Annotated in this window: 9 protein-coding genes and 2 pseudogenes; 7 read left to right on the forward strand and 4 right to left on the reverse strand. The window is 71.1% G+C overall.

Features of this window, described 5'->3' with window-relative positions; all coding sequences use genetic code 11:
- Window positions 1–143 precede the first annotated feature (143 nt).
- Window positions 144–401 (forward strand): annotated as a pseudogene (locus K4G64_RS19995) (bi-functional transferase/deacetylase); the annotation flags it as partial.
- 101 nt (window positions 402–502) lie between these two features.
- On the opposite strand, the gene K4G64_RS20000 reads toward K4G64_RS19995, so the two are convergent.
- Window positions 503–673: a hypothetical protein gene (locus K4G64_RS20000; protein WP_221757391.1), complete on the reverse strand. Its 171-nt coding sequence runs from the start codon at window positions 671–673 to the stop codon at window positions 503–505.
- A 527-nt stretch (window positions 674–1,200) separates the two neighbouring features.
- Between K4G64_RS20000 and K4G64_RS20005 the strand changes: the two genes are divergently transcribed.
- Both K4G64_RS20005 and K4G64_RS20010 read left to right on the forward strand, forming a co-directional pair.
- The gene (locus K4G64_RS20005; protein WP_221757392.1) at window positions 1,201–3,480 is read left to right on the forward strand and encodes an ATP-dependent RecD-like DNA helicase; all 2,280 of its coding nucleotides are present in this window, start codon (window positions 1,201–1,203) and stop codon (window positions 3,478–3,480) included.
- A 179-nt stretch (window positions 3,481–3,659) separates the two neighbouring features.
- Window positions 3,660–4,949: a citrate synthase gene (locus K4G64_RS20010; protein WP_185013956.1), complete on the forward strand. Its 1,290-nt coding sequence runs from the start codon at window positions 3,660–3,662 to the stop codon at window positions 4,947–4,949.
- 665 nt (window positions 4,950–5,614) lie between these two features.
- Here K4G64_RS20010 and K4G64_RS20015 read toward each other — a convergent pair.
- The gene (locus K4G64_RS20015; RefSeq protein ID WP_221757393.1) at window positions 5,615–7,861 is read right to left on the reverse strand and encodes a cation-translocating P-type ATPase; all 2,247 of its coding nucleotides are present in this window, start codon (window positions 7,859–7,861) and stop codon (window positions 5,615–5,617) included.
- A 110-nt stretch (window positions 7,862–7,971) separates the two neighbouring features.
- A complete protein-coding gene (locus tag K4G64_RS20020; protein WP_221757394.1) occupies window positions 7,972–8,211 on the reverse strand; it encodes a heavy-metal-associated domain-containing protein in 240 nt (79 codons plus the stop codon).
- Between the two features lie 229 nt (window positions 8,212–8,440).
- On the opposite strand from K4G64_RS20020, the gene K4G64_RS20025 reads away from it, so the two are divergent.
- Window positions 8,441–9,484: a zinc-dependent alcohol dehydrogenase family protein gene (locus K4G64_RS20025; protein WP_221757395.1), complete on the forward strand. Its 1,044-nt coding sequence runs from the start codon at window positions 8,441–8,443 to the stop codon at window positions 9,482–9,484.
- Window positions 9,485–9,548: 64 nt separating this feature from the next.
- On the opposite strand, the gene K4G64_RS20030 is transcribed toward K4G64_RS20025, so the two are convergent.
- Entirely contained in the window at window positions 9,549–9,746 is a 198-nt protein-coding gene (locus tag K4G64_RS20030) for an AlpA family transcriptional regulator (RefSeq protein ID WP_142163849.1), read from the reverse strand.
- Window positions 9,747–10,108: 362 nt separating this feature from the next.
- On the opposite strand from K4G64_RS20030, the gene iolC reads away from it, so the two are divergent.
- The 3 genes and pseudogenes from iolC to K4G64_RS41445 form a co-directional block, all read left to right on the forward strand.
- Window positions 10,109–11,059, forward strand: coding sequence for a 5-dehydro-2-deoxygluconokinase (gene iolC, locus K4G64_RS20035; RefSeq protein ID WP_221757396.1), 951 nt, complete (start codon window positions 10,109–10,111; stop codon window positions 11,057–11,059).
- Window positions 11,056–11,937 carry a deoxyribose-phosphate aldolase gene (locus tag K4G64_RS20040; protein ID WP_221757397.1) on the forward strand — a complete coding sequence of 294 codons (882 nt, stop codon included), beginning with the start codon at window positions 11,056–11,058 and terminating at the stop codon, window positions 11,935–11,937. The genes iolC and K4G64_RS20040 overlap by 4 nt, the downstream gene beginning before the upstream one ends.
- A 64-nt stretch (window positions 11,938–12,001) precedes the next feature.
- Window positions 12,002–12,115, forward strand: a pseudogene (locus K4G64_RS41445) (5-deoxy-glucuronate isomerase); the annotation flags it as partial.
- Window positions 12,116–12,158: the final 43 nt, after the last annotated feature.

Genomic DNA, 12,158 nt, shown 5'->3' on the forward strand with positions numbered 1-12,158 from the left:
GAACCCCCGCGATCCCCCCAGATCCCCCTCCAGAAGTCCCGACGCCTAGTACGACCGCCGTGGGGCGGAAAGGGTTGCACGGCGGAGCAAGAAATTCTTGGGAGTCTCTTGGACAACTCGCCCGCACCGCAGCCACGAACCGGCTCACCACGGTCCTGGCCTGGTGCGGCGTGCTGGCTGTCCAGGCCATGTGTGCCGCCTACGCCTTCCACCTCGACGGCGAGCGGCTCCGGCCCCTGTGGGCGCTCCCTCTCCAACAGGTCGTCTACCGCCAGGTGATGTACCTGGTCCTCGTCCAGGCCTGCCTGACCGCGATCAACGGCTACCGACTGCCCTGGCAACGGCTCAAGCGCAGCGGAGACGTGATGCTGCCGCCCCAGCCCTCCACCCGCCGGACGTGAACAGCGCCCACGAAGTCAACGCACGGAGGCCGGGGCGGTCGCCTCAAGACGTGCGACGGACTCCCTGTCCGAATCCAGCGCCGCTGCTCGTTCCCGCGTCCTCACCGCCGCAGGCTGTAGCTCACCACCGACGCCCCCACCACCGATCCGAACGCCGGCAGCAGGAACTGTGCGAAGGCCTCCCAGCCCCAGACGATGCCCGCGCACGCCGCCGTGATGTTGATGGCCAGGGACATGATCCACAGGGCGACGCTCTGGGCCTGGGGTGACATCGTTCCTCGTCGTCATTCGGGGCCGGGGGAATGGAATGGGTGGAGCGATATCAACCCGGGCCGGGGCTGGGAAGAGGCCGGAATTCCGGCACGGGTGCTTGGCGCGGCAGGGGCGGACCGGGCGTGTTCCCGTGCGGCGTGGAAGACCCCGGGGCCACGATCGCGCGCTCGCCGGAAATCGCCGGAGCCGCCACGAGCAGCGTCAACGTGCCGACCGTTGCACAGTCCGACGAGCAGCGTGCCCGCGGTGTGGGCGCGCCGGGGGCCGCTCGGGCCAGGGGGACGCATCGGCATCACGGTCGCTCCGGAATCGAGTCCGCCCCCCATTTCGTGAACGCCTGAATTCTTCCACGAGAGCGAACCGCAAAAGGGGCGACCGGGATGCTTGAACCGTAAAGCTTCAAGCCCTTTTGTGAATTCACCGTGAAAGCTGAACCCGGGTGCGCATACTGATCGGTCGCTTTATGCGCCCGTCACCGCCGTTCCGCCCCGGCCGCACTGTCGTACCCGGGCGGTACGGTCGGATCATGACCGATCAGGCGGGGGCCGCCCAGGCGGGCGAGCGGCGACTGGCCACGCTGGAAGGCGTACTCGAACGCATCACGTACGCCAACGAGGAGAACGGCTACACGGTCGCCCGGGTCGACACCGGCAGAGGCGGCGGCGACCTGCTCACGGTCGTCGGGGCCCTGCTCGGCGCACAGGTCGGCGAGTCCGTGCGCATGGAGGGCCGCTGGGGCTCCCACCCGCAGTACGGAAAGCAGTTCCACGTCGAGAACTACACGACCGTCCTGCCGGCCACCGTCCAGGGCATCCGCCGCTACCTCGGCTCGGGTCTGGTCAAGGGCATCGGCCCGGTCTTCGCCGACCGCATCACCCAGCACTTCGGCATGGACACCCTCCGGATCATCGAGGAGGAGCCCAAGCGCCTCATCGAGGTCCCCGGCCTCGGTCCCAAGCGGACGAAGAAGATCGCCGACGCCTGGGAGGAGCAGAAGGCCATCAAGGAGGTCATGCTCTTCCTCCAGACCGTCGAGGTGTCCACGTCCATCGCCGTGCGCATCTACAAGAAGTACGGCGACGCCTCCATCTCCGTGGTCAAGAACCAGCCCTACCGGCTCGCCTCCGACGTCTGGGGCATCGGCTTCCTCACCGCCGACAAGATCGCCCAGTCCGTCGGCATCCCGCACGACAGCCCGGAGCGCGTGAAGGCCGGCCTCCAGTACGCCCTGTCCCAGTCCACCGACCAGGGCCACTGCTTCCTCCCGGAGGAGCAGCTGATCAAGGACGCGGTCAAACTCCTCCAGGTCGACACGGGCCTGGTCATCGAGTGCCTGGCCGAGCTGGCCGAACCCCCCGAGGACGGCGAGGACCCCGGCGTCGTACGGGAGAAGGTGCCGGGCCCCGACGGCGGCGAGCCCGTCACCGCGATCTACCTCGTTCCCTTCCACCGCGCCGAACTCTCCCTCTCCGCCCAGCTGCTGCGCCTCCTGCGCACCGACGAGGACCGCATGCCGGGCTTCCGGACCGTGGCGTGGGACAAGGCGCTGGGCTGGCTGAAGGGACGCACCGGCACCGAGCTCGCGCCCGAGCAGGAGGCCGCCGTCAAACTGGCCCTGACCGAGAAGGTCGCCGTCCTCACCGGCGGCCCGGGCTGCGGCAAGTCCTTCACGGTCCGCTCGATCGTGGAGCTGGCCCGCGCCAGGAAGGCGAAGGTCGTGCTCGCCGCCCCCACGGGCCGGGCCGCCAAGCGCCTGTCCGAGCTCACCGGCGCCGAGGCCTCCACCGTCCACCGCCTGCTGGAGCTCAAGCCCGGCGGCGACGCGGCCTACGACCGGGACCGCCCGCTGGACGCCGACCTGGTCGTGGTCGACGAGGCGTCCATGCTGGACCTGCTGCTCGCCAACAAGCTGGTGAAGGCCGTCCCGCCGGGAGCGCACCTGCTGTTCGTCGGGGACGTCGACCAGCTGCCCAGCGTCGGCGCGGGGGAGGTGCTGCGCGACCTCCTGGCCGAGGGCGGCCCGATCCCCGCGGTTCGTCTCACCCGGGTCTTCCGGCAGGCCCAGCAGTCCGGTGTGGTGACGAACGCGCACCGGATCAACGCCGGACAGCATCCGGTCACGGACGGCATGAAGGACTTCTTCCTCTTCGTCGAGGACGACACCGAGGCCGTCGGGCGGCTCACCGTCGACGTGGCCGCCCGTCGCATTCCGGCCAAGTTCGGGCTGGACCCGCGCCGGGACGTCCAGGTCCTCGCCCCCATGCACCGCGGCCCGGCCGGCGCGGGCACCCTCAACGGCCTGCTGCAACAGGCCGTGACCCCGGGCCGCCCCGACCTGCCCGAGAAGAGATTCGGCGGACGGGTGTTCCGCGTCGGCGACAAGGTCACCCAGATTCGCAACAATTACGAGAAGGGCGAGAACGGGGTCTTCAACGGCACCGTCGGCGTGGTCACCTCGCTCGACCCCGTCGACCAGCGCCTGACGGTGCTCACGGACGAGGACGAGGAGGTGCCGTACGAGTTCGACGAGCTCGACGAGCTTGCCCACGCGTACGCCGTGACGATCCACCGCTCCCAGGGCAGCGAGTACCCGGCGGTTGTCATCCCGGTCACCACGAGCGCCTGGATGATGCTCCAGCGCAACCTGCTCTACACGGCCGTCACCCGGGCCAAGCAGCTGGTCGTCCTCGTCGGTTCGCGCAAGGCGATCGGCCAGGCGGTGCGCACGGTTTCGGCGGGCCGGCGGTGCACGGCACTCGACTTCCGGCTCGGTTCAACGAAAAATGATCGATCAAATGAGTCGTGAAGGTCACAAGACACTTCCAGAAGGGGAACACAGGGGGCAGGATGAGCAAGTTGGCGGCACTCAGTGCCGTCAATAGGCCCGATGGTCGACCCCGAGTGCACTCTCCTGAGCCAAGTGGGGGATGGTAGAGACAGTCAGGGCAACCTCGAAGATGAGGCACAACGTCGGTGAGGGAAGACGTGAGCGACAACTCTGTAGTACTGCGGTACGGCGACGGCGAGTACACCTACCCGGTGATCGACAGCACCGTCGGTGACAAGGGCTTCGACATCGGAAAGCTCCGAGCCCAGACCGGTCTGGTGACGCTGGACAGCGGTTACGGCAACACGGCCGCGTATAAATCCGCCGTCACGTACCTGGACGGCGAAGCGGGCATCCTGCGGTACCGCGGCTACCCGATCGAGCAGCTGGCCGAGCGCTCCACCTTCCTGGAGGTCGCTTACCTGCTGATCAACGGCGAGCTGCCGACCGTCGACGAGCTCTCGGTGTTCAAGAACGACATCACGCAGCACACCCTGCTGCACGAGGACGTCAAGAACTTCTACAAGGGCTTCCCGCGCGACGCCCACCCGATGGCCATGCTGTCCTCGGTCGTCTCGGCGCTGTCCACGTTCTACCAGGACAGCCACAACCCGTTCGACGAGCGCCAGCGCAACCTCTCCACGATCCGCCTGCTCGCCAAGCTCCCGACGATCGCCGCGTACGCGTACAAGAAGTCGATCGGTCACCCGTTCGTCTACCCGCGCAACGACCTCGGCTACGTCGAGAACTTCCTGCGCATGACCTTCTCGGTCCCGGCGCAGGAGTACGACCTCGACCCGACCGTGGTCTCGGCCCTCGACAAGCTGCTGATCCTGCACGCGGACCACGAGCAGAACTGCTCGACGTCCACGGTCCGCCTGGTCGGCTCCTCGCAGGCGAACATGTTCGCCTCGATCTCCGCCGGCATCAACGCCCTGTGGGGCCCGCTGCACGGCGGCGCCAACCAGTCGGTGCTGGAGATGCTGGAGGGCATCCGCGACTCCGGCGGCGACGTCGACTCCTTCATCCGCAAGGTGAAGAACAAGGAGGACGGCGTCCGCCTGATGGGCTTCGGCCACCGGGTCTACAAGAACTTCGACCCGCGCGCCAAGATCATCAAGGCCGCCGCGCACGACGTGCTCTCCGCCCTCGGCAAGTCCGACGAGCTGCTGGACATCGCGCTCAAGCTGGAGGAGCACGCGCTCTCCGACGACTACTTCGTCCAGCGCAGCCTCTACCCGAACGTCGACTTCTACACCGGCCTGATCTACCGGGCCATGGGCTTCCCGACCGAGATGTTCACGGTCCTGTTCGCCCTCGGCCGCCTGCCGGGCTGGATCGCCCAGTGGCACGAGATGATCAAGGAGCCGGGCTCCCGCATCGGCCGCCCGCGCCAGATCTACACGGGCGTGGTCGAGCGCGACTTCGTGCCCGTCGAGGAGCGCTGAGCCACAGCACCGCTTCGGCCCCCGTATCCGCTTGCCGGGTGCGGGGGCTTTCGCGTGTGTGGCGCGCTTCGCGTGATCCCTCACATGATTTCTTACGCAATGAAGAAGGCGCCCCGGCGTCGGTCCCCCCACGGGCCGACGTCCAGGGCGCCTTCCCAGTCCCGGTTCGGATTCCCCCCACGGGATCCGGCCGGGCGTCTGTGAGGACAGCGCCTGAATCGCTGTTGAGCAGAACGAGCAGAACTCGTCGTACTGCTGTGGTGATGCGCTACTGCATGCGGTGACGCCTACTGCTGCGGTGTGCGCTGTGCCGGGACAGCGCACGCCCGGGAGGGCCGCTCAAAGCTTCCCGGCGTACGTGCCCCGGCAACGCATCTCCGGAGAAGTCCCCCAAGACATCTCCAGATGTCAGACGGCGCCCCCCAAGACGCTCCCTGACATCGTCAACTTAGACCTTCGAACCCCTTCGATGGTTACGTTCACATCACTGTGATCTGCGTCTCTTGCATATGTCCGTTAGCTGCGCAAGAGCCCGGATATGCCGACCGGGACCCAAGCGTAAGGATGATGCGCGAGCCTTGTGAAGAGCTTATGTGAGCCCGGCCCGGGACTCCAGAGGGGCTCAAATCGCGTTCGCCGTGAACTTAGGGGGAATTCGGGGGACTTCACCGGAATGTCCGCAGTCGCAGACTGTTCGTGACGACGAAGACCGACGAGAACGCCATCGCCGCCCCCGCGATCATCGGGTTCAGCAGGCCCGCGGCGGCCAGCGGCAGCGCCGCCACGTTGTAGCCGAAGGCCCACACGAGATTGCCCTTGATCGTCCCCAGGGTCCGGCGGGAGAGCCGGATCGCGTCCGCGGCCACCCGCAGATCGCCGCGGACCAGGGTCAGATCGCCCGCCTCGATCGCCGCGTCCGTGCCGGTGCCCATGGCCAGGCCCAGATCGGCGGCGGCGAGCGCGGCCGCGTCGTTGACGCCGTCGCCCACCATCGCGACGACCCGCCCCTCGGCCTGCAGCCGCCGTACCGCGTCGACCTTGTCCTCGGGGAGGACCTCGGCCACCACCTTCTCGATCCCCACGGCCGCGGCGACCGTCTCGGCCACCGCACGGTTGTCCCCGGTCAGCAGCACCGGCGTGAGCCCCAGGGCGCGCAGCTCGCGCACGGCCTCGGCGCTGGTCTCCTTGACCGCGTCCGCCACGGCGAGAACGGCCTGCGCCGTCCCGTCCCAGCCGGCCAGTACGGCCGTACGTCCGGCCCGCTCGGCCTCGTCCCGCGCGCGGGCCAGTTCCGCCGGCACGTCGTCGAAGAGCCGCCCCACGGCGACGTCCCGGCCCTCCACGCGCCCGCGTACGCCCCGCCCGGGGACGTTCTCGAACCCGTTGACCTCCGGGAGCCGCCCGGCCCTCTCCTCGGCGCCCAGCGCGATCGCACGGGCGACGGGATGCTCGGAGGCGTGCTCGACGGCGCCGGCCAGCCGCAGCACCTCCTTCTCGTCGGTGCCCTCGGCGGCGTGGACCTCCTGGAGGGTCATCCGGCCGGTGGTGACCGTGCCGGTCTTGTCCAGGACGACGGTGTCGACACGGCGCGTGGACTCCAGCACCTCCGGGCCCTTGATGAGGATGCCGAGCTGGGCACCGCGGCCCGTGCCGACCATCAGCGCGGTCGGCGTGGCGAGGCCCAGCGCGCACGGGCAGGCGATGATCAGCACCGCGACGGCGGCGGTGAACGCGGCGACGCCGTCGCCCGTCAGCCCTAGCCACGCCCCGGCCGTGGCGACGGCTATCAGCAGCACCACCGGCACGAAGATCCCGGAGATCCGGTCGGCGAGCCGCTGCACCTCGGCCTTGCCGTTCTGCGCGTCCTCCACCAGCTTCGCCATCCGTGCGAGCCGGGTGTCGGCGCCGACCCGGGTGGCCTCGACGACCAGCCGTCCGGCCGCGTTGACCGTCGCGCCGGTGACCTGGTCCCCGGCCGCCACGTCCACCGGCACCGACTCGCCGGTCAGCATCGAGGCGTCCACGGCGGACGCGCCCTCGACGACCGTGCCGTCGGTGGCGATCTTCTCGCCGGGCCGTACGACGAACCGGTCGCCGACGGCCAGCCGCTGCGCCGGGATCCGCACCTCGCGCCCGTCCCGCAGCACGGCCACGTCCTTGGCGCCCAGCTCCATCAGCGCCCTCAGCGCCGCTCCGGCACGGCGCTTGGAGCGGGCCTCCAGCCACCGGCCCAGCAGGATGAAGGCGGTGACGCCGGAGGCGACCTCCAGGTAGATCGAGGAGGCCCCGTCGCCGCGCGAGACCGTGAGCTCGAAGGGGTGCCGCATGCCCGGCATCCCCGCGTCGCCGAGGAACAGCGCCCACAGGGACCAGCCGAAGGCGGCCAGGGTGCCGAGGGAGACCAGGGTGTCCATGGTGGCGGCGCCGTGCCGGGCGTTCGTCCAGGCGGCCCGGTGGAAGGGCAGCCCGCCCCAGACGACGACCGGTGCGGCGAGGGTGAGCGAGAGCCACTGCCAGTTGTCGAACTGGAGCGCCGGGACCATCGCCAGGAGGATCACGGGCACGGCGAGGGCGGCGGAGACGGCGAGGCGCCCGCGCAGGGCCGTCAGCTCGGGGTCCGCGTCCTCGTCCTCGGCGGCGGAGGCCTCCTCCCGCGGGGGTGCGGGCTCCTCGGCGGTGTACCCGGTCTTCACGACGGTGGCGATCAGATCGGCGACCTCGGTGCCCTCGGGGCAGGTGATCCGGGCCTTCTCCGTCGCGTAGTTCACCGTGGCCGTGACGCCGTCCATCCGGTTGAGCTTCTTCTCGACGCGGGCCGCGCAGGAGGCGCAGGTCATCCCGCCGATGAGCAGCTCGACCTCGGCGAGGGCCGGCTCGCGACCGGCCGGTGCCTGGGCGGTGGTGCTGGTCATGTCCTCACTCCAGGAGATGCGGGGCGCCCGGGGAAACGGAACGGGCCGTACGGGCCGGGGCGGCGGCCGTACGGCCCGTACACGGGTACGAGTGCCAGGTCCGGAGCGTCTCAGGCCCGGCCGGCCAGTTCGAAACCGGCCTCGTCGACGGCGTCGCGTACGGCCTTGTCGTCGAGCGGGGCCGCGGAGACGACGGTGACCTCACCGGTCTTGGCGACGGCCGTCACCGAGCTCACGCCGGGGATCTGGGAGATCTCGCCGGAGACCGCGCCCTCGCAGTGTCCGCAGCTCATGCCGCTCACCTTGAAGACGGTGGTGACGGGGCTCGTGGTGTCGGTCTGGGCGGTCATGTCGTTACTCCTCGTAGAGGCATGTGGGGCTGTGGGGCCCGCTGGGGACCCGCATACCCCACTGTACCCCTAGGGGGTATCGGTTCACGACGCCGCCGACGCGGCGCCCGGGTCGGCGGCGCTCACGGCCCACCGCTAGCGTGCCCGGAGGCGCCGCACGCCCGGTGCGGCCGGGGTGCCCGTGTCCCCGCCGCACCGGGCACGGCATGAGCGAGAGGCGGGTGGATCCATGCGGGCCGTGGTGTTCGAGCGGTACGGGGAGGCTGCCGAGGTGCGGGACGTGCCGGACCCGGAGCCCGCGGAGCACGGGGTCGTCGTGCGGGTCGAGGCCACCGGGCTGTGCCGCAGCGACTGGCACGGCTGGCAGGGCCACGACCCCGACATCGCGCTGCCGCACGTGCCCGGGCACGAACTCGCCGGGGTCGTCGAGGCGGTGGGCGCCCGGGTGACCGGGTGGCGGCCCGGGGACCGGGTCACCGTGCCGTTCATCTGCGCCTGCGGCACCTGCCCGTCCTGCGCCGCGGGCGACCACCAGGTGTGCGAGCGCCAGACCCAGCCCGGGTTCACCCACTGGGGCTCCTTCGCCCAGTACGTGGCACTGGACCACGCGGACGTGAACCTCGTGGCGCTGCCCGGGGAGCTGTCCTTCGCGACCGCGGCCTCGCTCGGCTGCCGGTTCGCCACGGCGTACCGGGCGGTGGTGCAGCAGGGCCGGGTGGCGGCGGGGGAGTGGGTCGCGGTGCACGGGTGCGGCGGAGTCGGGCTCTCGGCCGTGATGATCGCGGCCGCGGCGGGCGCCCGAGTGGTGGCCGTCGACGTGTCGCCCGGCGCCCTGGACCTGGCGCGCCGGTTCGGGGCGGCGCGGTGCGTCGACGCGACGGCCGTGCCGGACACCGCGGCCGCGGTCCGCGAGCTGACCGGCGGCGGCGCCCACCTCTCCCTCGACGCCCTGGGCTCGCCCGGCACCTGCGCCGCCTCCGTGAACGGCCTGCGCAGCCGCGGCCGGCACGTCCAGGTCGGACTGCTGCCCTCTCCGTCCGGCACGACCCCCGTGCCGATGGCGCGCGCCATCGCCCTGGAACTCGAGCTCCTCGGCAGTCACGGCATGGCCGCGCACGGCTACCCGCCCATGCTGGAGCTGGTCCGCAGCGGCGTGCTCCGCCCCGACCTTCTGGTGACGTCCACGATCACCCTGGACGAGGTGCCCGCGGCTCTGGCGGCGATGGGAACCGCGCCGGGGGCGGGGGCGACGGTCGTCGAGCCCTGGAGCTGACACACCGGCGGACGACCGTGCCCCACGCGGCGGTGGGGCACGGGGGCGAGGCGGCGGGACGGGCTCAGTCGGCTCTTCTGCGGTTGCCGGGCCTGGCGGCGACCCAGGCCCGGACCGTGTCGGCGTACCAGTAGGGCTTGCCGCTCTCGACGTGGTCGGGCGGGGGCAGCAGCCCGTGTTTGCGGTAGGACCGCACGGTGTCGGGCTGCACCCGGATGTGCGCTGCGATCTCCTTGTAGGACCAGAGCCTTCGGTCGGTCATGACGTGCACCTCCGTGCGCGCACCGCGGCGGCGGCCGTGGACGGCCGTCCGGGGGAGCCGGGCGCTGCGCTGGCGATCAACAAGCCTGTGTCCGGTCAACGACGTCCGCTGATACGGGGCAGGGCCTGTGCTCCGGGTGTGACGGAAGACCCGCGTACTCGCGACACGCGTGACACGAGGGAGGTGTTTGTGACACAGCCGCGGCAAAAGGGCCGGCCCGGACCTCGGCGGGGCGCCTTGACACGGGCCCGGACCAACGGAAAGCGCTGTCATGATCTGGTCCGAATGTCTGGACAAAACATTGACAGGGCTTCGAGAGGGGGCTACAAAACCGGGGAGAGCCGAGTATCGAGGGGACACCGATGGCGTACGACCTGATCACCATGGGGCGGATCGGAGTGGATCTGTATCCGCTCCAGACCGGCGTCCCACTGCCGCAGGTCACGTCCTTCGGCAAGTTCCTCGGCGGCTCGGCGAGCAACGTGGCGGTGGCCGCGGCCCGCCTGGGACGGCGCACGGCGGTGATCACCCGCACCGGCGACGACCCCTTCGGCACCTACCTCCACGAGGCCCTGAAGGGCTTCGGCGTGGACGACCGCTGGGTCACCCCGGTCCCCGGCCTGCCCACGCCGGTCACCTTCTGCGAGGTCTTCCCGCCGGACGACTTCCCGCTGTACTTCTACCGGCGGCCCAAGGCCCCCGACCTGGAGATCGACGCCCACGAGCTCGACCTCGACGGCATCCGCGACGCCCGGGTCTTCTGGGTCACGGGCACGGGCCTGAGCGAGGAACCCAGCCGCACGGCGACCCTCGCGGCCCTCGCCCACCGCGCCAAGTCCGGCACCACGGTCTTCGACCTCGACTGGCGGCCGATGTTCTGGACCGACCCGGAGGCCGCGCGCCTCTTCTACGTGGAAGCCCTGCGCCACACCACCGTCGCCGTCGGCAACCTCGACGAGGTGGAGGTCGCCACCGGCGTGCGCGAGCCCCACGCAGCCGCCCGCGCCCTCCTCGACGCCGGCGTCGAACTGGCCGTCGTCAAGCAGGGCCCCAAGGGCGTCCTCGCGGTGAACAGCGCCGGCGAGAGCGCCGAGGTCCCGCCGCTGCCGGTGAACGTCCTCAACGGACTCGGCGCCGGCGACGCCTTCGGCGGCAGCCTCGTCCACGGCCTGCTGGCCGGCTGGGACCTGGAGAAGACCATGCGGCACGCCAACGCCGCCGGTGCCATCGTCGCCTCCCGCCTGGAGTGCTCCTCCGCGATGCCCACGTCGGAGGAGATCGAGGCGGCCGTCACCGCGGGGGCCGTCCAGTGACCGTCGACGTCTCCCAACTCGTCCGCCTGCGCAGCCACCGCCCGGAGGCGATCGCCGAGGCCGCCGCCCGCCGCACCCGCCGGCCGCTGCTGAACGACAACGGCCGCCTGATGATCGTCGCCGCCGACCACCCCGCACGCGGCGCCCTCGGCGTCGGCGGCCGCGCCCTGGCCATGGCCAACCGCGCCGACCTCCTCGAACGCCTCTGCCTGGCCATGTCCCGCCCCGGCGTGGACGGCGTCCTCGCCACCGCCGACATCCTCGACGACCTGCTCCTGCTCGGCGCCCTCGACGGCAAGGTCGTCCTCGGTTCGATGAACCGCGGCGGCCTCCAGGGCGCCCGCTTCGAACTCGACGACCGCTTCACGGGGCACCGCCCCGAGGACATCGAGCGCCTCGGCTTCGACGCGGGCAAGCTGCTCCTGCGCATCGGCTACGACGACCCCGGCTCGCTGACCACCCTGGAGTCCACCGCCCGGGCCGTCGACGCCATGGCCGCCCGCAAACTCCCCGTGTTCGTCGAGCCGTTCATCAGCCGCCGCGACGAGCGGGGCCGGCTCCGCAACGACCTCTCCGCCCAGGCCGTGACCACGTCGATCGCCATCGCCTCGGGCCTCGGCGGCACGTCCGCCTACACCTGGCTCAAGGTCCCGGTCACCGACAACCCCGACGACATGGCCGAGGTCATGGCGGCCTCCACGCTGCCCGCCGTACTGCTGGGCGGCGAGGTGGGCGACGATCAGGACGGGGCGTACGAGAAATGGCGCGGCGCCCTCCAACTGCCCACCGTGCGCGGGCTGGTCGTGGGACGTTCGTTGCTGTACCCGGCGGACGGCGACGTGGCCGCCGCCGTGGACACCGCCGTCGGACTGCTGTGAGGGCCGCCTCATGACCACCCACACCTTCACCACGGGGGACGGCACGGAAGACCGAGCGTTCCCTGTCCCGGGCAGGTCCCGGGCCCAGATCGCCTCCGGCGCGGGAGACCGCTTTGCTTTGGCAGGAGCGAAGAGCGAGCGACAACTCCCCGCCCGCTACGGCCCCGCGCCGGAGGTCTCCCCGACGAGGCGTACGCGGCCCCGGCCCGTGAACGTTCGCC

The organism is Streptomyces sp. WAC04114, from assembly GCF_019733245.1.
In the GTDB taxonomy this organism is placed as follows: Bacteria; Actinomycetota; Actinomycetes; order Streptomycetales; family Streptomycetaceae; genus Streptomyces; species Streptomyces massasporeus_A.